Here is a 22268-nt window from a genome sequence, read left to right as displayed (position 1 = left end):
TTATTGGCCCCTGTCGCCCTTGTTTTTTACTTCGTTCTTCAGATTCTCCGCCGCGCCGGCTGCGGAATCCATCATGTGGTTCACACCGGTGGATTCCAGATCCGGGCCTTTGAAATGGTAACGGCAGCCAAAGAACAATCCGACAATAATAAGCGGGACGGTAAACCAAAAGGCAAAGATCAGGAGAAGAACCAAAGCGGTAACAGGAACCGCAATAACCGTCTTGTCTTCCCGCCTTACCTCGAAGGAGTTCCGGTTCCCCTTTTCAATGACTCTGCCGCACCATCGGAAAAATCTGCCGGCCAATTGCGAAAAGGTTTCCCCTTTTTGTGTGCCATCCCGGCTGTCGTCATCCGCCGTTTCGTTTTCCGGCTCCTCCTGCCGGGAACAGTAATAACCGTCGTCCGGCGGAGGCTTTACCTTGCCCTGCCGTTCCAGATAGATCATCGCTTCCAGGATATCGTCCCCGCACGCATCCAGCGCGGCTCTTGCCTCCTCATAGGATACATTTGCCTTCTCCTTTAACTTTTCAACCTGTTCCATCGTAGCCATAAGAATATCCTCCTGTCCATTTGATAAGATGATTATAGCCTTCCGGGATTGAAATAAGGTTGGAACAAGATTAAAATCAGATTAAAATTTATGGATTCCGCCGCAAAAATCCATATTGCCGCAAGATAACGAAGGACACCTTAGCCGCATCAATCAGCACCATATCCTGCGGAAAATCAAAACGACTTCCAGACAAACAGTAACATAATCCGGACAGAAATGCAAGTTTTATACCAGCCTTCCATATTTCTGGCAGACGTCGTGTTGCCGCATTTCCTTTACCGTTACTCAACCTATTCGGTACCGCCTTCAGGGTTGGTGTCTTCTGTGTCTTTGCCTTCCGCCCGGGAAGTATTCTGCCGGGATTTCCGGCATTCCTCCGCGTAATAGGTATAATCCCCGTTGACGACATGTGTACCGCGGTCCTCTATGACGACGATCCGGTCCGCCAGCCTGTCGATGAAATACCGGTCATGGGAAACAAAGAGAAGCGTCCCGTCGAATTCCGCCAGGGTTTCCTCCAGAACCTCCCGGGATTCGATATCCAGGTGGTTGGTGGGTTCGTCCAGGATGAGCAGATTCACGCCGGCATAGGTAAGGGAGCATAGCTTCAGCCTGCTCTTTTCGCCGCCGGACAGGGAGCCGATCTTCTTGTTGACCTGCTCGTTCCGGAACAGGGTTTTGGCCAGCTGGGACCGGGCCTCCCCATAGGGGATATTGTGGAGGCGGGCGAAGTACTCCAATACGGTGGATTCCTCCTCCTCAAAGGCCGCGTTTTGCGGCAGATATCCGATTTTGACCCGGGAGCCGATGGTTACCGTGCCGCTGTCCGGTTCCGACTCTCCCAGAATCATTTTCAGCAGGGTGGTTTTTCCCGTACCGTTTCTGCCCATGACGCAGACGCTGTCCTGGTAAAAAACCGTCAGATTGACATCTTCGAGCAAAGGCTTGTTCCCGAAGGACTTGCTGATGTTTTTCAGCTCCAGTACGATTTTTCCGCTCCGTTCCGCTTCGGTCTGGCGCAGACGGATCCTTTGGTTTTCCAATACCGGCTTTTCCGGGGTTCCCATCTTTTCCAGACGCTTTTCCAGCTCCTTCGCCTTTTTGAACATCTTTTCGCTGTCCCGCATTTCTCCCCAGATCCGATATCTTTGGATCTGGCGCTCCATCCGCTGGATTTTCTTCTGCTGATTTACATAATTTCGATAATCGATCAGAAACCGGCGTTCTTTTTCTACCGTATAGTAACTGTAATTGCCCCGGTAGATATTTGCCCGGTCAAACTCCAGTTCGATGATTTTCCCCACGACATGATCCAGGAACCAGCGGTCATGAGAAATCACCAGTACAGTGCCCTTGTATTCCCGCAGGAAACCTTCCAGCCATTGGATGGTTTCCAGATCCAGATGGTTGGTCGGTTCGTCCAGAAGCAGTATGTCCGGTTCTTCCAACAGCAGCTTTGCCAGCATGACCCTGGTTCTCTCCCCGCCGCTGAGACGATTGAAACCCCTATTTTTCAAGGAATCGGTGATCTGAAATCCGCTAGCCACCCTGGCAATTCTGGTTTCCGATTCGTACCCGCCGTTTCGCTCATACTCTTCACCGAGCCTGCCGTATGTTTGGAGTGCTTTTTCCAATCCGGCGGTTTCCGGCTGCTTCATCCGCTTCTCCAGAAGCCGCATCTGCTTTTTGATTTCCCGGACGCTTTCAAACGCGGACTCCATGACATCCAGAGCCCGCACGGTGTCGTCATATACGGGGATCTGTTCCAGGCAGCCCAGCCTGGCATTTTTGCGGATGCTCACCTCGCCGCCCTGAACCTCCTCGGTTCCCATGAGGATCTTCAGAAGGGTGGTTTTGCCGCATCCGTTCTGTCCGATCAAACCCACTCTCTCCCCGGTTTGGACCGTAAAGCTGATATGTTCGAATATTTTGTTGGCGGCATAGTATTTCGTCAAATTGTTGCCACTCAGCTCAATCATTTTCCTTCCTCCTATCGGGCGCCCATTGGACGCAAAAAATCCCAAAGCCTATAAGCCTTGGGATCCGTCCTTATCGATTCTTATTTTCCGTTTTCGGTTTGATCCTATTGCACGTTATGGTATTCCGAACCTGACAATAGGATCTATATCGGACATGTTGTTTCCAAAACACTTATATGGATAGGGTAAAATCTATTCAATTTAGGCGCACTCCTCCCGTAAATCGGTAAAAATGCGGTCATGACAGATTTCCATGCGATCCATTTCCGTGTCTTGTTCATGGTTTTTCCTTTCTGAAACCCGCTTTATTCCATCTTTCCCGACCATGCGTTTCGCCCTGTGTTCCTGGACGCATTCCGGCGGAACTCGGATTCCTTCTTTTATTCTTCTTCATCCTATACGAAGAATGGCAATTTGTCAATTTCTTTTTTATTGCAGAAAAGTCTGGAGAAAAGCAGAATCATTAAGATGGCAATTATCCTGCAATACGGAAACGGTTTTACTGGATGAACCGGTACTTGGCCTGGATGCCTATCACCGGGATCTATTTTACAGGGAGCTGATATCCAGCTATAGTGAAAATCCGAGGACAATCGTGATATCCACCCACCTTATCGAAGAAGCAGCGGACATTATCGAAGAAGTCATCATATTAAAGGAAGGACAAGTCATCCTGCAGGACAGCGTGGAGAATGTGCTGAAAAAGGGGTATACGATATCCGGACCTATCGGGCGGGTAGATGCGTTTCTTCCCGGGAAACAGGTAATCGGATCGGATGTCATCGGAGGGTTAAAATCAGCCTACCTGTTTGATGAGATGCCGGAAAGCCCTGTTCCGGACGGACTGGAACTTTCGAAACTGGATCTTCAGAAGATGTTTATTCATCTGACGAACTCCTAAGGAGGATAAAGCCATGAATGTGAAAAATATGTATGCTTTTTATCTTAGTGACAGTAAGAAATCCCTTGCTGTCTTTTACGGGATTGTCGTTGCTGTCTATATGCTGTTCGCCATAACGGTCTTATCTACCAATGGAGAAGGCACGATCAACGGTATGGAGTTTAATATTCTGTTTTCGAGCATACTAACTCTATAATTCCATGAAATAGAGGTGGTTATGCTCTGTGATAAATTCAATAAAAACACCCAACAGATTGGTGAATGAGAAATCGCCTTATCTGCTTCAACACGCTTATAATCCTGTGGATTGGTGGCCATGGTGCGAGGAAGCCTTTGCAGAAGCAAGACAGGAGAACAAGCCCATCTTTCTGTCCATAGGTTATTCCACTTGTCATTGGTGCCATGTCATGGGGCGGGAATCGTTTGAGGATCAGGGCGTAGCCGGAATATTGAACCGATCGTTCGTCTCCGTCAAGGTGGACCGGGAGGAACGCCCGGATGTGGATGCGGTCTATATGGCAATATGTCAGGCATTGACAGGACAGGGAGGATGGCCCCTCACTCTCCTTTTGGATACGAAAAAGCGGCCGTTTTACGCCGCGACTTATTTGCCGAAAAACAGCCGGTACGGGATGACCGGGCTGACAGAACTGCTGTTAAAAGTATCGGAATTGTGGAAGACTTCCCGAAATCGGCTGCTGGAGAGTGGCGAACAGATTGTGGAAGCGATGCGGGAACAGGATAGAACGGGATATGTACAGGAGCCGGAGAAAAATCTGCTTTATGAGGCGTTCAGTGCCTTTGCACATTCCTATGACAGCCGATTCGGCGGCTTTGGAGAAGCACCGAAATTTCCGGCGGCACATAATCTTCTGTTTTTGCTGCGGTATGCGAAGGAAGAAAATCCCGCAGCAAGTGAAATGGTACTGCACACACTGGATGGTATGTATCGGGGCGGGCTGTTCGATCATATTGGCGGCGGATTTTCACGCTACTCCAGCGATGAAAAATGGCTGGTCCCGCATTTTGAAAAAACACTCTATGATAACGCACTGCTTGTAATGGCATATCTGGATGCTTACACCCAGACCAAAGAGTCTCTTTATACGCATATCGTAAGGAAAACATTGGATTATGTCTCACGGGAGCTGACCGCTCCGGAGGGCGGATTTTACTGCGGGCAGGATGCCGACAGCGATGGCGAAGAAGGAAAGTATTATTTGTTCATCCCGCAGGAGATATTGAATATTTTAGGCGAAAACCGCGGCAGGAGGTTTTGCGAGTGGTTTGGTATAACGGAACAGGGCAACTTCGAGGGAAAGAATATTCTCAATTTGGTGGAAAATGCGAACTACAGGGAAATTAACCCGACGATGGACCGCTGCTGCGAGAAATTGCTGTCCTACCGTGCCAGGCGGACATTTCTGCATAAGGATGATAAATGCCTGACTTCCTGGAACGCACTGATGATCACGGCCTATGTAAAAGCATATCTTATCCTGGAAGAGAATCAGTATCTCGATACTGCGCAAAAGGCGGAACGATTTCTTGAGGAAAAGCTTTCCCGGGACGATAAGCTGTTTGTGCGCTGGCGTGAAGGCGTAAGTGCCGGATACGGCAAGCTGGAAGACTATGCGTTCGTGGTTTGGGCGGAGCTGATGCTGTATCAGGCGATTTTCGATATCCGGTATCTTAAAAAGGCGGTCCGGTTCGCCGATACCATGTGCGACCGGTTTTTTGACGATACGGAAGGAGGTTTTTATCTATATGCCAGGGATGACGAGCGGCTCATCCTTCGCCCAAAGGAAACTTACGACGGTGCGATGCCGTCGGGTAATTCCATTGCGGCTTATGTGCTTGGTAAGCTTTTCAAAATCACGGGAGAAGAAAAATGGCGGGAGCGTTCCCAGAAGCAGCTCCGATATCTTGCAGGCTCGTCGGGTTGGTATCCAGCGGGTCATGGATTCGCCATGCAGGCTTTTATGGATGCACTGAATCCCTCTCAGGAGCTGATCGCATTGTCGCCGGAGCAGGAAGATCTCAGGAAGCTTCGTAAACTGGTGGCTGCAAAGCCAAATCTTACAGTCGTGGTAAAATCTCCGGAGAATGGACAGGAACTCGCGGAACTCTCGCCCTATACAAAAGAATACCCAGTCACGGCAGGACATCCACAGTTTTATTTGTGCAGCGGAAATTCCTGTGCCGCATCGGTAGATACACTGCAAGCGCTAAAGTGGTGAGGTTCTGCTAAAATTGGCAGGAATGAAATGACGATTTGTGACGCCGGCATGGGTGGGAACCCGATGCCGGTTGTTTTTTTGGAGGTTCCGTGTCGCTTTTTAGAGGAATTGCAACCTGTTTGTAGAATATATTACCTGTGACGGTTTTTATTCCAGCGGATTCAAGTGCGTGGGATGCTTGCGGGAGGCGGAGATCAATGCACGAAGGCCATAGGGAACGGCTTAAAAAACGTTTTCTGTCGGAAGGGATTGATGGATTCAATCAGCACCAGGTTCTTGAAATGCTGCTGTTTTTTACGATTCCGAGGAGGGATACCAACCCGCTTGCGCATGAGCTGATCGATCGGTATGGCTCACTTTCCGGGGTCCTGGAAGCGGACCCGGAGGATTTGAAAAAGGTTCCCGGTATCGGGCCGAATACTGCAGCGCTCCTGTCCTTTATCCCTTCCCTGTGCCGCAGATACATGAATGACAAATGGAAGGAAAGGCCCCGGCTGAGCAGTTCCGCCAGGGCAGGGGACTACGCCGCGACTCTGTTCTATGGCCGGCTGTATGAAGCTTTTTATGTGATTTGTCTGAACACCCGGAACGAGGTCCTTTATGCAGATCTGGTCCATGAGGGGACCATTGATTCCGCTCCTGTCTATCCCAGGCTGATTGTGGAAACGGCCTTGAAGCATCAGGCCAATGGCATCATTCTGGCCCATAATCATCCCGGCGGCAGTATGCAGCCTTCTTCCGCGGATCTGGACGCGACGCGCAGAATCAAGTCTGCCTGTGATGCCATATCCATTCAGGTCATGGATCATATTATTGTGGCAGGCACCCGGCATTTCAGCTTTGCCGATCACGGCCTGATTTAAAACAGGATTGGAGTATTATATCGATATCCTGGCCGGGATTCCGGTTGATGCAGTAGAATTTGACATAAACCAAATGTTAGGAGTACCGGAAATGGAATGCGGGAAAATCATCGGAACGGGAAATACGGCAGTTGTATATGAGTGGGGAGAAGGAAGAGCACTCAAGCTTTTTCATCGAGGTTATCCGGAAGAAGCAGTGGAAAAAGAGTTTTCCAACGCGAGGGCAATCTGCCATATGGATTTTGCAAAACCGCAGGCTTATGAGCTTATTTATCGGGAAGGTCGGGCAGGCATTATCTATGATAGAGTCGAAGGTCAATCCTTGCTGGATTGGGTCATGAAAACGCAAGATGTACACGGCTGCGGGGTATATATGGCAGGACTCCACAAGAAAATGCTGAAATATACAATTCAGAATGTCCCGAATTATAAAGAATTCCTGGAACGTGGTATTAAAAAAGCTGCGTATGTTCTGAGCAGGCAGGAAGAAATGATGGAAAGGCTGGATAAACTACCAGATGGCAATACGTTTTGCCATGGTGATTTTCACCCCGGCAATATATTCTTATTGGACGGTAAAACAACCGTTATCGATTTTATGAATGTGTGCCACGGGTGTTTTCTGTACGACGTGGCAAGGACGGTATATCTGATGGAATATACGCCGGTACCAGCTGAAATGGAAAGCAAAAAAGAGTTTCTGCAACTCAAAAAGTCTTTGGTGACCTCTTACCTTACGCAAATGGGAGTTTCCAGAGAAAGCATACAGGATTATTTATCGGTTATTGCCGCAGCCCGGGCAGGGGAATAATACCCGGGGGAACTGTTGGATATAGAATTGGACACATGATGAAGGGTCCTTTGGCCTTTGGGAGTCCCGGCTGGAAGGAAACCCCGGTTGGAAAGATGAAAACAGGGAAATGAGGGTTTTTGAAATGAGCAGGTTTCGATTTATTCATGCTGCCGATGTCCATCTTGGCAGCATGCTTCATATGGATGGAGCGCAGGATACGGCTCTGGCATCCTGGTGCAGGGAAGCCACGTATACGGCGTTTGACCGGCTCTGCCGCATTGCAGTGGATTCGGATGCACGGTTTCTTTTGATTTCCGGGGATCTGTATGACCGGGAATCCCGCAGTGTACGGGCCAGCCGGTTCTTTGCCGATGCCTGCGGCATGCTGAACCGCAGGGAAATCGGGGTTTACGTTATTGCGGGGAATCACGATCCTCTGCGGGAATATCATGAGATGTTTGCGCTTCCCCCCAATGTGCATGTTTTTCAGGCGGGGGAACCGGAAGTCTGCTATGTCAGGGAGAACGGGGAAACCCTTGCTGCCATTGTCGGGCAGTCCTATCGGAACAAATGGGAGTCTGCCCCCATGCACCGCGGGTTCCCGGCGCCGGATGAGGACTGTTTTACCATTGCCATGCTGCATACCCAGATGGAGGCCGGGGATCGGAAGTATGTTCCATGTACCCCGGGGGAATTGGCCGAAAGCCCATTTGTGGATTACTTTGCCCTGGGGCATATTCATCAGCCCGTTCTTCTGAAGGAGGACAAGCCGGTCATTGCATGGTCCGGCATTCCGCAGGGCAGGGACTTCGGGGAGGAAGGCCCGGGAGGGTGCTGGCTCGTGGAGGTGGACGGGACAGGGATTGCAGGAATGCAGTACCGGATGACTTCCCCTGTGATCTACCGGCGGGTTTCTGTGGATATCGGAGGGGAAAAGCTGCGGGATGCGGAAACACTGAGTCAGCTGGAGGAATATCTGGTGGACTGTGCCTGGAATATCCGGAACGATCCGGTCTCCCTGCCTGGTTCACATCGGTTTTCGTCTGCCTCATGCCAGACCGGAAAAGAGGAGGGCAATGGGGAAAACAATCCGGAGGGATATGTCATTCGCTGGATCCTCACCGGCCGGGGTAAGCTCCACCGCATTCTGGGCGGCGACCGGCAGGAAATCGGGCAGGAACTGTGTGAAACCCTGCGGGACAGGTTGTCCGGCATCGAGCCTTTTGTGTGGACGGATTCCGTGGAGTTCCGGACGGGCAGTCCGGTCACGGAAGAGGTTTTAAACCGGCATGAAGTTCTCCGGGACCTGCTGAAACAGTCCTTTCTCTCTGTGGAGACAGAGAAAGAGGCAAGGGAAAGCCTTATTCATGAGCTGGGACAGATGTGGACGGAATCCCTGGATCCGGAAGAGCAGGATGACCGGAAGCTGCCATTGGATGAGGAAACCCTTCAGGCGATCCTGGAGGATGCCGGTCAGCGGCTGATTGAAAGCCTGGCGGAGGAGGGACAGGAATGCACTTAAAAAGACTGTACATCGGGGACTTTGGCCTGTTCCGCAATCAGGCCCTGGAGAATCTGAGCCCCGGGATGATTGTCATAGGCGGCCGCAACCGGGCGGGGAAGAGTACCTTCGGAAAGATACTGAAGTATCTTGGATATGGATTTTCCAGAGGCGGGGCACTGCCTCCGCCCCACGTCCGCTATCAGGTGGAGGCGGATGCTGCAGGGAGCGGGAAACCCGATGAAGAATCAGAGAATAAGGATTCCCGGCAAGGGGAAGACGAACAGGCAGTGGTTCATATCCGGCTGGACGGGCAGGCAGAACCGGTCTGCGTCCGCTCGGCGGGGGAGGATTCCTCCCATGGATCCACTGTGTCTGTGAGGGAACTTTATCCATTGCACGCGTTTTCCTATCAGAATTTGTTTTTCATCAGTCTGGATCAGCTGACCAAAGTACCGGAAGGAATGAATAATCAGGAAGCGGTGCGGCTTCATTCGATCCTTCTGGGGGCGGGACTGTCTGATCTGGCCGGGATTCCGCAGATGGAAAGCCGGTTTCGTAAGGAAGCCCGGGCCATTGGAGGGAAAACAGGCAGTCTGACCAACAAGGGATTTCGTCCGTACATGCAGCAAATCAGGGAAGGCATGGAGCAAAGGAAACAGGCGCTGGCCCAGGTGGAAGAGTACCGGGACGGGCAGAAACGTCTTTCCTCCCTGCAGGAGAAGCTGAAAGGGCAGAAGGACCGTCAGCGTCTGCAGCAGGCCAATCTGGAAATTCTGGAGTGCCTGAAAAACAATTATGATGTTTTTGAGGAGGTCAGTCAGACTGCTGCGGCCCTGGAACAGCAGGAAGGGAAGTCCGCTGCGGCAGATTTTCCCCTGGAGAACCGGAATGCCGTTCAATTGCAGTATGACCGGTATCGGGAACTGGATCAGCAATGGCAGGAACAATCCATCCGATTTTGCGGAAGCCGGAAAAAGGGAGAAGAGACGGGCCGGCTGATTGCGCTTCTGTTGAAAAACAGGAGGAAACTGGAAAACTTCCATAACGGGCTATCCGGTCTCCAGGAGCGTTGGGATCGCTGTGCAAAATTGCAGGAGAAGGTTTCAGAGGGAAAGGATCAATTGCTGATTCGCATGAGGCGGTTCAACCCTGTCTGGACGGAAAAGGATCTGGACCGGATCCTGGACTTTTCCCTGGGGGTTGTGGAGGAAAGTACCCTCGCCGGCGCCGTATCACGCTGGCAGCAGTCCGGGGAGCAGCTGCGGCAGATGGAATATCGGAAGGACGAAGTCCGTCTTGAGACGGAACGGCTGAAAAAGCAGAAGGCGGAATGGAAGACGTCTCTTCCTTCCGCCAATTGGAAGGTTTATCTGCTCACCTCTTTGATATCTGCTGTTCTTGGAATTGCCGTGTATCATTTTCACCCCGCCGCCGGCTTGTTTCTGGGCCTCTTTGGAATTGCCGGCTCGGCTCTGTTTGTCTTTTTCAAAAGCCTGGGGCAAAAGGAAGCCGGCGTGAAGCAGAAGGAACTGGATTCCCGGCTGTCCGGCTGCATGGTGCAGGAGAAGGAATGGGACGATAAAATGGAATCGCAGCGCCGGGAGCAGGACGAAGCGAAAAAGACTCTGTCTGCAGCCCGGAAGGAATTGCAGCTGCCGGAACCCGCGGAACCGGAAGGCATCCTGGATGCTTACCGGGCATTGGCGGACCTTCAGGAAAGGGTTCACCGATATTTCATGGATCGGGAGGAATGGGAAGAACTGTCTGCCAGACTGTATGTTGCCCTGACGGAGATGGAAACCGTTTTGACGGAATGTGAGGAATGCTGGCAGAGCGAAGAGGAAGGAAGTCTTCCGGATGGGGAAGGCCATGGGGAGCAGACGTCCGCCGACTTCCGGCTTGACCCGATCCGTTGGCAGATGCTGCGTTCGGATCTGGAGAAGTGGTATGACAGAATGAAGCAGGCCGTGGCCCTGAATAATCTGTATGGAGAGAAGAGACATACGGAGGAAACGCTGCGGCGGCTGATGATGGAATCCGATAAGTCCGATGAAAAAGAACCTGCTGAAAAAGAATCTGCCGGGGAAGGGAGACAGCCCGGGGAGCCTGAGGATCGTGATGCCCTTCCGCAGGAGATGGAGTCATCGAAGTCCCTGGATCAAATGGTGGAAGCCTATTTGGCTCTGTGTGCGGGTAGGGAGGAATTCCTGGCCTTAAGGCGGAAGATGGATTCCCTTGTCCATAACCTGAACCGGGCAGCTTCGGCAGACCGCCTGAAAGCTGCGGTTTCCCTGGTGAATCCCCAGGGAAGAGATACGGTCCGCTACTTCTTTACATGCTATGAACAGTATTCTTCCCGGGAAGCCCTCCATGCGGTATATGAAAAGAAGTCCCTGGAAGTCCGGGGACTGGAGGAGCAGATCGAACTAAACAGGGAAACGATACAGAAAACAAAAAGCGAGTTGGAAAGACTGGCTCTGACATCCGAGCTGGAGCAGGCCCATAACCGGATTCAGCAGGGGCGGGACGGGCTGTATCCGGTTGCCCGGCAGTATGCCGTATGGAAAGCGGCAGCCTGGCTGTGTCAGGATATCCGAAGCCGGTTCATGGGGAATAAGCGGGAGGAGCTTCTGAAAAATGCTGACAGCCTGTTGGAAGAACTCACCTCCGGGGAATATGACCGGATTCTTCCCAATGAGGATCTTCGGAATCCGGATTTCTCCTTTTCCCTGGCGGATGGATCTGTTGAGAGCAGTACTGATGTCCTGAGCCGCGGGACCAGGGAGCAGGTATTTCTGGCTGTGCGGCTGGGCAGGATTATGGAGATCAAACCGGCAATGCCCATCATTCTGGACGATTCCTTTGCCAATTTTGATCCGCTGCATCTGGAACGGGCAGTTTCGATTCTGTGCCGCATAAGCCGGACACACCAGATATTTATCCTGACCTGCCATCCTCATCTGATCCATCAGATCATGGAAACCGGAGAACCGTGCCAGTATTGGCAGCTGGAGCACGGACAGTTCTCCCGGTCTGATGGGGATTCGCTCATGAGACATCTGCGGTGACAACCAGTCTTCAGTTTTCTTAAAATATAGCGTTGTATTTTACGAAAAGGATGTATCGGAAAGACAGAAACAGTTTTCTTTTCTGTAATATCTTTGTATTCACACTTTCATTCGATTTATTGACTCAGGTGTTATTATCAGGTATAATATATTATACAAATTATACTTATTGAACTTGGAGGGAAAGTATGAATACAAAAAGGGAAAAATATGCCTGGACGGTTACTGTTGGGGAAAAGGGGCAGATCGTGATTCCGAAGCAGGCAAGAGACGTATTTGGCATCAAACCGGGGGATGCCTTAATCATGCTTGCCGATGACAAGAAAGGCATTGCCATTCCGCCCAAAGAAAGCTTTGCCGAGCTTGCAGCAAAAATCTTTGAAGATAAGGCGGAGAATTGAAAATGAGAAAACACTATCTGGACAATATCCGCTGGGCTACTGTTTTGCTGGTCCTGGTTTACCACGTTTTTTATCTGTTCAACGGTGTAGGCGTGCTTGGTGGTGTTGGCAGCTTTTCGGGGACACAGTACCAGGATGCTGTGCTGTATTTCGTATATCCGTGGTTCATGGTACTGTTGTTTCTGATTGCCGGAATCAGTTCCCGATACGCGTTGGAGCATCGAAGTCATAAGCAGTTTATAAAGGAAAGAACCGTGAAGCTGCTTGTTCCGTCTACTCTTGGACTCTTCGTGTTTCAATGGATGGTTGGTTACCTAAATATAAAACTCGGTGGTGCGTGGGATATGATTCCGGCATTCGTCCGCTACCCCGTCATGGTCATTTCCGGGATTGGACCGCTATGGTTTATCCAGATGCTGTGGCTGTTCTCATTGCTGCTTGTGCTGATTCGGAAAATCGACGCTAAGGATAAATTCTACACGCTCTGCGGAAAGTGTAATCTTTTCGTGGTCCTGTTGCTTTTCCTTCCTCTCTGGGGAGCGTCACAGATTCTCAATATGCCGGTTATTACGACTGATCGCTTCGGTATTTACTTTGTCGCATTTTTGATCGGGTATTTCATATTCGCTCATGATGACATTCAGGACAAAGTGCATAAGATTCACCTGCCGATGCTGATTATCGCTGTTTTAACGGGGATTGCTTATACGGTTTATTATTTCGGTCGGAATTATGCGGATGATGCCTGTCTGAAAAGCATTTTCACCAGTGCTTACCTCTGGGCCGCGATTCTTGCGATTCTGGGCTGCGGGAAGGCCTGGTTCAACAAGACATCGAAATTTGCAGCTTATATGACAAAATCGAGCTTTGGTATTTACATCGTCCACTATCTTGTTGTCCTTGCCGCTTGCTATTTTCTGAAGTTCTATACAGCCTTGCCTGTATTTACCGTTTATCTGATTGCCATTTTCGCAGTCCTTATCATTTCTCCCGCTTTATACGAGCTGCTGAAGCGCATCCCGATTCTGAGATATCTGATTCTTGGTCTCCGAGGGGAGGATCTAAAGAGCAGTAAGCAGATATTAGCATAGGCATGTCTGCCTTTTCTCTCTGCCTGTCTCCAGAATACGCGTCTGTGGGGAGAGACGGGACGCTTCCGGCTAATGAGAGCGATATACGGAGCGCTGGACACCACAATCCGGAAGGATAAAGTGGTTAACGTCGAAAGCATTTTGTAAAGGTTTCACATATGGGAATCACCCTGGCATCAAACAGGGTGATTTTTTTGCACATCAGACAATACTGGTTTTCTCTTCCTGTTTGTGTTATTTTATGATGGGATGCAGAAGCGGAATTTCCTTTCCTGCGATCACAAAGGCTGTGCGCACAGGGGACACACCATCCAGGGATCGTCAGAAAATGCTGCGCAGGCCTCCGCATATCCTGATCACCACACCGGAATCCCTGTACCTTCTGCTGACTTCCGAAAAGTCCCAGAGTATTCTGTAAGGCATCCGCTGCCCGGTTCCAGGCCGCTTCTCCCAAATCCGTCACAAGGGGAATGCAGCGGCTGGGCCGTGCCGGTCACCGGTTGAATGCTGTCAGCAAAGGGCGGATTATACCACGGACCTGCGGGGATTTGCTGGACAGTGTCGTTATTTCCCGGGAAATGGTGAATCAAAACATTGAAACGGGCAAAGTGCCGAAAAATGCACTGGATATCGTATCGCAGCATCTGGTCTCCATGGCCTGTACGGAAGACTGGAAGCTTTCGGACATCATGGATCTGCTCCGGTCCTCCTGGCCTTTTCATACCATAGAGGAGGAGGAAGCCGTCAGGGTCCTAACATGCTTTCCGGGGAATAGGAGCATCAGCAGGACGTTCCCAGCCAGCCGCGGGTTTACTGGGACAGGGTCCATCAGGTCATGTCCGGAAATCATGATTCCCGGATGCTGGCTTTCCGCGGCAGCGGAACGATTCCGGACAGAGGCTATTTTGGAGTCTATCTGGAGGACCGTGCCACCCGGATCGGGGAACTGGATAAGGAGAGTATTCATGAAAGATGGTGTGATAAACTGATTTTAAGAAAGTTTTGTCGATAAGCTGCGTTTTACTAAAACGCTGTGATACTTTTTCACCTGGCATCATTTTACTAAAATATTCTGGCACGCCCGCTTCGTTATATTTTACTAAAATAAAAGGAATTGGATTGTAGGCATTTTAGCAAAAAGCATTGACTGGATCAAAACACCAATGTATAATATAGGAGAAGACAAAGATCCTTCCGAAAGGAAAACCCGGATTGTTGAGTGAAACGATTTTTTATCTTTTCAAACGGTAAACAGCAGAATCTGTGAGCAGTCAGGTATCTGCAAACGATCAAACGGGGGGGTGCATATGAATCATTCAAACACGGCATAGGCAGGGAAATTTCACACGGAAGCATGTCAACGAAGCGGACCAATGGATTGTAAGACGGTGGATACGGAGAGATCCGCAGTATGGTATTTTTATGGAAAAGTTCAAAGGAGGTTGGGTAACATGAAAAAGGGCAGTAAAATAATTGCTCTGCTGATGGTACTGGCTCTTGCAGGCTCTTTGCTGGCGGGATGCGGCAACTCCGGGGGAAATAAGGAGAAGGTAAATGCCGGAAAGCAGACAGACGAGCCTGCAAAGAAAGAAGAGGAGGAAAAAGGCGAAAAGGAAGAAACAAAGGACGGAAAGGACGCCGATTCCCTCCCCAGGGATGAGACCCTTTATTTCGCAGGACAGCAGTGGGGGACGGTAAACGACTACAACCCGTTGTCTGCAAACTCCAATAACGCCATGGCAATTAGCCAAAGTGATATGTCCCGTACCATTGTTTATGAGACATTGTATATGTGGAACCCGCTGACTGCCGAAATGACTCCGCTGCTGGCGCAGGGGGATCCCGAGTGGGATGAGGGAAAGACCCAGATCACCGTAAAGCTGAATCCGGACGCCAAATGGTCAGACGGAACACCGGTAACTGCGGAGGATGTGGCGTATACCTTCACCTTTCATACAAAATATGAATCCCCCACCGGGGAGGATATGCTGAGCTACATCGATGCCATAGAGGCAAAGGATGACTCCACGGTGGTTTTCAAAGCGAAAAAGGGTGAGGATGGAAAGGCCCTGAATCCTTTGTTGACCGAGTCTTTTTTGCCAAAGCTGTACATCCTGCAGAAAGCATACATGGAGAAAGTTGAAAAGAGATGCAATGAAGACAGCGAAGCGGTCAAGACGGACCGTATGGACGATCTGATCGCTTCCGGACCGTATAAACCATATATGGACAATGAGCAGAAAGTTGTTTTCATACGGGACGACAACTACTGGGGGCAGGCCGGATCCATGTGGGGAAAGCTGCCGGTACCCAAATATCTTGCACATACCATTTACAAGGACAACTCTGCGGCTCTGACTGCAATTCAAAAGGGAGAGGTCGATGTATCCCAGACCTTCATCCCGGATGTTCAGAAACTTTGGCTGGAACAGGATCTTCCGATTTCCACCTATATGGACGAGGCCCCTTACAGCGTCTGCCTGGTTATGCCTACCCTGTTTTTCAACACGGGAAAACCGGGACTGGATCAGACTCCCATTCGAAAGGCAATTGCCATGGCAGTGGATTACGACCAGATTATATCCAGTGCCATGTCCGGACAGTCTCCCACATTTGAGGATGTCCCCCGTTCGGTGATGAATCCGACGGATGCCGATCAGGAAATGGTGGATCAGGATGCACTGGCAAAGTATCAGTGGAAGAACGCGGATGTGGAAGGCGCAAAAAAGCTGCTGGATGAGGCCGGCATTGTGGATTCGGACGGCGACGGGATCCGTGAATACAAAGGGCAGAAGCTTTCCTACAAGGCGGAGTGCCCTTCCGGATGGTCGGACTGGAACGCCTCCCTGGAAATCGTGGCAGCGGCAGGGAAGGAGATAGGAATCAATATTGAGACTTACTTTCCGGAGGCAAGTCAATATTATGACGACTACACCACCGGCAACTTTGACATTACCATGCAGAGTTCCAGCGGGTCCTCCGTTGCAAACCCCTATCAGAGATGCATGTTTTTCCTGAGCTCTACCTACAATGATCTGGACGTGAACTACAGCGGGAACTTCGGACATTTCAAAAATGACCGGGCGGATGAAATCCTGAAGCTGATTCCAAATGAATCGGACAATGCAAAACTGAAAGGATACTATACCGAGCTGTCCCAAATCATGCTGGAGGAATGCCCGTGTGTCCCCCTGATGTATCGGCCGCAGCTGTTTCATGTTGTGAACGAATCCGTCTGGACCGGGTATCCGCAGATGGACGATGGAACCAACATTCCTCCCACGGATTGTACCGATGGTTATGGAATCGCAGCACTGTATCATCTGACTTTGGTGGACGGACAATAAGTGGACAATAAGTCACCATAAAAACGGCCTGAGGCAAAAGCGGCCGGGGCAAATGCTCCGGTCGCTTTGCAAACAGGGGCAAAGGGGAAGAACTTACATGAAAGGATTAAAAAAGTATTATGTACAAAAAATTCTATGGTATCTGCTTACATTGGTATTTGCTGTGGTATTGAACTTTGTTCTGCCCAGACTGATGCCCGGTGATCCGGTTTCCGCCATTGCCGGAAAGTCCGTTTCCGGCATGAGCGATGCCACCAAAATTCAGAAAGTATATCAGGATTATACAGAAAAGTTTGGGATCTCCAAACCAATATATGTGCAGTTTTTTACGTGGCTGAAAAACGCATTGCACGGTGATTTCGGGGTTTCCTTCAGTCAGTTTCCAAGAACGGTTTCCGATATCCTTTCCGGTGCGGTATGGTGGACGGTTTGCCTGCAGCTGCCGGCCATTGTTCTGGGATGGGTTCTGGGCAATGTTCTTGGCGCAGTGGCCGCTTACCGGAAAGGCGTATTCGATAAGGCGATCCTGCCAGCCTTTCTGTTTATCAGTAATATTCCCGCCTTTGGCATGGCGATTATTCTTTTGTTTGTTTTTGGTGTCAGGCTGGGCATTCTTCCCACCAGTGGTGGGTATGGATTCAATATGATGCCCAGTGCGACCTGGGCTTTTGTAAAATCCGTGATTGTTCATTACCAGCTTCCGTTCTGGTCCATTGTACTGATCACCATCGGAGGACAGGCCATCGGGATGCGGTCCATGGCGATTTATGAGCTGAATGCCGATTATGTGAAATACAGCCGCTTCCTGGGGATCAAGGACCGGACCATTGTAAAATATGTGTTCCGCAATGCCATGCTTCCCCAGATTACAGGACTGGCGTTATCCCTTGGCACGATGATGGGCGGTGCGCTGGTGGCGGAGATTATCTTCAGTTATCCGGGACTGGGCACTACATTGCTTGCAGCAGTCACCGGACAGGATTATCCACTGCTTTCTGCCTGTACGCTGATCATCACCATCATGGTATTGCTGGCCAATCTGATTGTGGAATTGATTTATGGCGTTATTGATCCGCGTGTGAAAGCAAGTCAGCAGGATTAGGGGAGGATGGCTATGAAAAATAGAATCAGACAGGTTTTTCACTCCGGGAAATTCATAACGGGATTTGTGATTTTTATCGTTATTCTCCTGACGATTTTTATCTATCCTCTGATTATCACCAGGGATCCTCTGAAGATGATGGGAGAAGGGAACTTTTTCCGGCCCGGCACTTATGTGTCCAAATCGGAGGTGGCGGGATCCGGGGACAGTTATCAGCTGAATGTGGATGCCGCCGCAGCTCAGGTGGACCGCAGGCTGAAAAATGACACCCGTGGATTCATGGCGGAATGGCTGGAAAAATACGGTGGGGTGAAATCCTCCGAAATTGATGTGTCGGATGCAGATGGGTTGATTGCACTCTGGCAGGATCATTATGATCTCGCAGCAGAGCAGAAAGGCATGACGGCGGCAAAGAAAAAGAAGTTCCGTCGTCTGGATAAGGAAATCCGGGACATCATGAAAAGCAAGGCATTGTTTCTTGCAGAGAAAAATGAGGAGACCGGGGATCTGGAGGAAGTGGAGGAACTTGGGGAAACGGAGTATGTGAATGAAAAGGATATTCAGAACAAACACACCTTTCCCCTCGGTACGGATAATTTTGGCCGGGATGTACTGACGGAGCTGGTGGCAGCTACCCGATCCTCATTGAAGATCGGGGTGATTGCCGGTGTGATTGCAACCGTCCTGGGACTGATTCTCGGGCTTCTTGCCGGATATCTCGGCGGTTTTGCGGATAATCTGATTGTGTTCTTTACCAATCTGTTTACCGTGATTCCGTCTTTTGTGCTGCTGATCCTGATCTCCTACAGTGTAGGGGAATCCCAGAGGGGAATCATGATGGTGGCCATTCTGATCGGATGCACTTCCTGGCCATGGACCACCCGTTCGGTACGGTCTCAGGTGATGTCCCTCCGCAACCGGGATCATGTCAATCTGTCCAAATTGTCCGGGCACAGTACGATACGCATTATACTGACGGATATTCTGCCGTATATCGCGTCCTATGTGGTGATGGCATTCATCCTTCAGATCTCTTCCGGAATTTTGTCGGAGGCACAGCTGTCCATGATTGGCCTTGGACCGGCAACCACAAAAACGGCCACCCTTGGCCTGATGATGAACTGGGCCACCATGTACTCGGCTCATCTGAACGGTTCCTGGTGGGCTTATTTTCCGGTTGTTTTGATGATTGCCCTGATTTCATTCTCACTGAATCTGATGAATACCGGCCTGGACCAGGTATTCAATCCTCAGTTAAGGGATTAGGAGGCAACTATGGGAAAAAACCTGCTGGAAGTAAACAATTTGAAAACAAAATATGTGACCCGCTTTCATGAAGATGTGTATGCGGTAAACGGTGTTTCCCTGAAACTTGAAGAGGGAAAATCCCTGGGGATTGCAGGAGAATCGGGCTGCGGGAAATCCACCCTGGCTCTGTCGCTGATGGGGTACTATTTTGCACCGCTGCACTATATCAGCGGAGACATTATAGTGGACGGAAAGAAAATTTCCGAACTGGATCCGAATACGGTGAGGAAAAACATTCTGGGCAATGAGATCGCCTATATTCCCCAGTCGGCCATGAATGCCCTGAACCCGACCCAGAAGATCATCCACTTCGTGGAGGATGTGATCCATGCCCACGATCCGAAAAAAAAGAAAAAGGATATCTATGATTTGGCCAGAAAGCGCTTCGGGATACTGGGCCTTCCGGAACAGGTACTGCAGAAACACGCAGTGGAGCTGTCCGGTGGGATGAAACAGCGTACCGTGATCGCCATTTCAACCATTCTCTCGCCGAAGGTACTGATCGCCGACGAGCCCACTTCTGCGCTGGATGTCACCTCACAGAAAAAGGTAATCCGGATGCTGCGGGATTTGATGGAAAAGGGAATGATCCAGTCCATGATTTTTATCACCCATGAATTGCCTCTGCTCTATAACGTGACAGATGATATTATGGTGATGTATGCAGGCCAGATCGTGGAGAAAGGCAATGCGGAGGAAATGGTGTTTGATCCGCTGCATCCTTACTCCAAAGGCCTGATGGGCTCCATCCTTGTGCCGGAGAAAGGGGTACGGGATCGGAAGCTGACTGCCATTCCCGGGACTCCGCCGAATTTGAAGCATCCGCCGGATGGCTGCCTGTTTGCGGATCGTTGTCCCTATGGGGTTCCTGCGTGCAGGGGAGGCCGGCCGGAGGAGCGAGTGCTTTCCAACGGGAGAAGCTATCGCTGCATTATGTCGGAGAAAAGAATCCGGGAGGTGTACGGCAATGAATAAAACGAAGGAGGAAAATTTCTGTCTTTCCGGCAGGGGCGTGACAAAGGTATTCGGGACAGGGGAGAACGGGACTGTCGCAGTGGATCATGTGGACTTTGAGTTCCGCGAAGGAGAATTTATTTCCCTTGTGGGGGAGTCCGGCTCCGGCAAAACCACTTTTTCCAAGATGCTGCTGGGACTCATTTCTCTTACGGAAGGGGAGATTCGGTATCAGGGGAAGCCCAGGGATATTTCCACCGGGAGAAAGAGAAAGGAATACTGGAAGAACATTCAGGCTATTTTTCAGGATCCCTTTGCCTCTTATAATATGTTTAACCGGATTGATTCCGTACTGCTGGACTGTATCAATATGCGGGGTGGAAAACATCTTTCCAGGGAGCAAAAAGCAGAGAAGATGACGAAAGCGTGCGGCTTTGTCAATCTGAAGTTTGAGGAACTGACCAACAAATATCCTTTTGAGCTGTCCGGCGGCCAGATGCAGCGGCTGATGATCGCCAGGATCTTCCTGCTGAAGCCGAAAATTCTTCTGGCGGATGAACCTACCTCCATGATTGACGCCTGCTCCAGGGCAACTATTCTGGATATGCTTCAGAAGCTGAGGAGGGAGAGCCATATGACGGTCCTTTTTATTACCCACGATATCGGTCTGGCCTATTATGTATCCGATACGGTATATATTATGGAGCATGGAAAGTTTGTGGAGCATGGATCAGCGGATGAGGTCATCCTGCATCCAAAGGCACCTTACACCAGGCATCTGATCGAAGATGTGCCGAAGATTTATGAAGAATGGAATCTGGATGCATGACGGCTGATTCTGCCCTGCAGGGCAATCCGCCATTCTGCAGATCCTCTCCCGAACGGCTCTTACCTCCGCAAAGCGGGTTTGTTTTCAAAATATGCCTTCTTTTTTGCGGGGGATCATGATAGAATCAATAGAGTAGAAAAGGAGGGGTTGATTTGCAGAAGGAGGTAATCTCTTTTGGCAAGGGAGAGACCGTGCAGGGATTCTATATGATCAAGACTGCCGTTCTCAGGACGTCAAATGCAAATAACAGATATATCGATATGACCATTGCGGATCGCACCGGAGAAGTCAACGGGAAGATCTGGGATCCGGATAATATGATGCGGAACATGAAATTAAAGGATGGCATGCTGGTCAAGCTGAAAGGGCTGGTCAACGAATGGCAGGGCCAGCTTCAGGTGAAAGTGGAGCGAATCCGGGACATCCGTCCGGAGGACCATGTCCGACCGGAGGACTTCGTACCGACAGCACCTTATTCTTCCGAGGATATGCTGGGAGAGATACTGCAGTTTGTCATACGGATCCAGGATAAGGATCTCAAGCAGATCACCAGCACACTTTTGAATGAAAAACGGGAAAAACTGATGTGCTATCCGGCGGCAATGAAAAACCATCACTCCATTCGGGGCGGTTTGTTATATCATACCTCCACCATGCTGAAAATGGCCGAGAGGGTGTTGGAAGTTTATCCATTTTTGAACCGGGATCTGCTGTATGCCGGAGTCATCCTGCATGACCTGGCAAAGACAGAGGAAATGGATGCCAACGAACTCGGAGTCGTATCTTCCTATACTCCGGAAGGGGTGCTTCTGGGACATATCGTCCAGGGGATCATGGATATCGACCGGGTCGGCAGGGAAATCCATGCGAATCAAGAAACGGTCATGCTGCTGGAACATATGATACTGGCTCATCACTATGAGCCGGAATTCGGGAGCCCAAAGCGGCCTATGATTCCGGAAGGGGAGATCCTGCATTATCTGGATATGATTGATGCAAGAATGTATGATATGCAAAAGGCATTGAAGGCAGTAAAACCGGGTGAGTTTTCCGATCGGGTCTGGCTGCTCAATAACCGGCAGATGTATAAACCGAAAGCGGAGAAATCAGACAGTCCGGAGAAAACGGATGATTCCGACCGTCAGACGGTACAGGGAGCCTGACAGGCTTTGGAAGAGAAAATAATTAAGACAGAGGTCAGAAAGGCCGGTGGATTTCCCACCGGCCTTTCTGACCTCCGCATTTATATATTCCGCGTTCTTTATTGTTTGAAAACATTCATGATCCGGAGGGCTTTAAAACTCCAGATCGTCCAATCATCTTGACAAGCCCA

The 22268-nt window shown here is 50.2% G+C and carries 19 protein-coding genes; 16 read left to right on the top strand and 3 right to left on the bottom strand.

Features of this window, described 5'->3' with window-relative positions; all coding sequences use genetic code 11:
• Both QBE55_02070 and abc-f read right to left on the bottom strand, forming a co-directional pair.
• Window positions 1-552, bottom strand: a complete 552-nt coding sequence (locus tag QBE55_02070; protein ID WZL78976.1) for a DUF4342 domain-containing protein — start codon at window positions 550-552, stop codon at window positions 1-3.
• Between the two features lie 293 nt (window positions 553-845).
• Window positions 846-2534, bottom strand: coding sequence for an ABC-F type ribosomal protection protein (gene abc-f, locus QBE55_02065; protein ID WZL78975.1), 1689 nt, complete (start codon window positions 2532-2534; stop codon window positions 846-848).
• A 406-nt stretch (window positions 2535-2940) separates the two neighbouring features.
• Here abc-f and QBE55_02060 point away from each other — a divergent pair, with 406 nt between their 5' ends.
• From QBE55_02060 to QBE55_02020, 9 genes are all read left to right on the top strand, one after another.
• Window positions 2941-3435 carry a hypothetical protein gene (locus QBE55_02060; protein ID WZL78974.1) on the top strand — a complete coding sequence of 165 codons (495 nt, stop codon included), beginning with the start codon at window positions 2941-2943 and terminating at the stop codon, window positions 3433-3435.
• Between the two features lie 13 nt (window positions 3436-3448).
• Window positions 3449-3631, top strand: coding sequence for a hypothetical protein (locus QBE55_02055; GenBank protein ID WZL78973.1), 183 nt, complete (start codon window positions 3449-3451; stop codon window positions 3629-3631).
• 28 nt (window positions 3632-3659) lie between these two features.
• Window positions 3660-5675: a thioredoxin domain-containing protein gene (locus QBE55_02050; GenBank protein WZL78972.1), complete on the top strand. Its 2016-nt coding sequence runs from the start codon at window positions 3660-3662 to the stop codon at window positions 5673-5675.
• Window positions 5676-5872: 197 nt separating this feature from the next.
• The gene (radC, locus tag QBE55_02045; GenBank protein ID WZL78971.1) at window positions 5873-6538 is read left to right on the top strand and encodes a DNA repair protein RadC; all 666 of its coding nucleotides are present in this window, start codon (window positions 5873-5875) and stop codon (window positions 6536-6538) included.
• A gap of 91 nt (window positions 6539-6629) precedes the next feature.
• Window positions 6630-7349 carry a phosphotransferase gene (locus QBE55_02040; GenBank protein ID WZL78970.1) on the top strand — a complete coding sequence of 240 codons (720 nt, stop codon included), beginning with the start codon at window positions 6630-6632 and terminating at the stop codon, window positions 7347-7349.
• 124 nt (window positions 7350-7473) lie between these two features.
• Complete coding sequence (locus tag QBE55_02035; protein WZL78969.1) at window positions 7474-8853, top strand: DNA repair exonuclease; 1380 nt, start codon at window positions 7474-7476, stop codon at window positions 8851-8853.
• Window positions 8844-11903 (top strand): AAA family ATPase, encoded by a 3060-nt coding sequence (locus QBE55_02030; protein ID WZL78968.1) that lies wholly within the window; start codon window positions 8844-8846, stop codon window positions 11901-11903. Before QBE55_02035 ends, QBE55_02030 begins: the two co-directional genes overlap by 10 nt.
• Before the next feature lie 188 nt (window positions 11904-12091).
• Window positions 12092-12304 carry an AbrB/MazE/SpoVT family DNA-binding domain-containing protein gene (locus QBE55_02025; GenBank protein WZL78967.1) on the top strand — a complete coding sequence of 71 codons (213 nt, stop codon included), beginning with the start codon at window positions 12092-12094 and terminating at the stop codon, window positions 12302-12304.
• A 2-nt stretch (window positions 12305-12306) separates the two neighbouring features.
• Window positions 12307-13395: an acyltransferase gene (locus QBE55_02020; protein ID WZL78966.1), complete on the top strand. Its 1089-nt coding sequence runs from the start codon at window positions 12307-12309 to the stop codon at window positions 13393-13395.
• A 124-nt stretch (window positions 13396-13519) separates the two neighbouring features.
• Here QBE55_02020 and QBE55_02015 read toward each other — a convergent pair whose 3' ends face one another.
• Complete coding sequence (locus QBE55_02015; protein WZL78965.1) at window positions 13520-13858, bottom strand: hypothetical protein; 339 nt, start codon at window positions 13856-13858, stop codon at window positions 13520-13522.
• A gap of 7 nt (window positions 13859-13865) precedes the next feature.
• Between QBE55_02015 and QBE55_02010 the strand changes: the two genes are divergently transcribed.
• The 7 genes from QBE55_02010 (at window position 13866) to QBE55_01980 (ending at window position 22098) form a co-directional block, all read left to right on the top strand.
• Window positions 13866-14384 (top strand): hypothetical protein, encoded by a 519-nt coding sequence (locus QBE55_02010; GenBank protein ID WZL78964.1) that lies wholly within the window; start codon window positions 13866-13868, stop codon window positions 14382-14384.
• Between the two features lie 462 nt (window positions 14385-14846).
• Window positions 14847-16742 carry an ABC transporter substrate-binding protein gene (locus QBE55_02005; GenBank protein ID WZL78963.1) on the top strand — a complete coding sequence of 632 codons (1896 nt, stop codon included), beginning with the start codon at window positions 14847-14849 and terminating at the stop codon, window positions 16740-16742.
• 97 nt (window positions 16743-16839) lie between these two features.
• Window positions 16840-17844, top strand: a complete 1005-nt coding sequence (locus QBE55_02000) for an ABC transporter permease (protein WZL78962.1) — start codon at window positions 16840-16842, stop codon at window positions 17842-17844.
• Window positions 17845-17856: 12 nt separating this feature from the next.
• Entirely contained in the window at window positions 17857-19110 is a 1254-nt protein-coding gene (locus tag QBE55_01995; GenBank protein WZL78961.1) for an ABC transporter permease, read from the top strand.
• Between the two features lie 9 nt (window positions 19111-19119).
• The gene (locus tag QBE55_01990; GenBank protein WZL78960.1) at window positions 19120-20127 is read left to right on the top strand and encodes an ABC transporter ATP-binding protein; all 1008 of its coding nucleotides are present in this window, start codon (window positions 19120-19122) and stop codon (window positions 20125-20127) included.
• Entirely contained in the window at window positions 20120-20935 is an 816-nt protein-coding gene (locus QBE55_01985; GenBank protein WZL78959.1) for a dipeptide/oligopeptide/nickel ABC transporter ATP-binding protein, read from the top strand. The genes QBE55_01990 and QBE55_01985 overlap by 8 nt, the downstream gene beginning before the upstream one ends.
• 206 nt (window positions 20936-21141) lie before the next feature.
• Window positions 21142-22098: an OB-fold nucleic acid binding domain-containing protein gene (locus QBE55_01980; GenBank protein ID WZL79843.1), complete on the top strand. Its 957-nt coding sequence runs from the start codon at window positions 21142-21144 to the stop codon at window positions 22096-22098.
• The last annotated feature ends 170 nt before the right edge of the window (window positions 22099-22268 follow it).

It is taken from the genome of Eubacteriales bacterium mix99 (genome assembly GCA_038396605.1).
GTDB lineage: Bacteria > Bacillota > Clostridia > Caldicoprobacterales > DTU083 > UBA4874.
The sequence above is the reverse complement of the archived record's forward strand: the minus strand, read 5'-3'. Positions and strand labels throughout refer to the sequence as shown.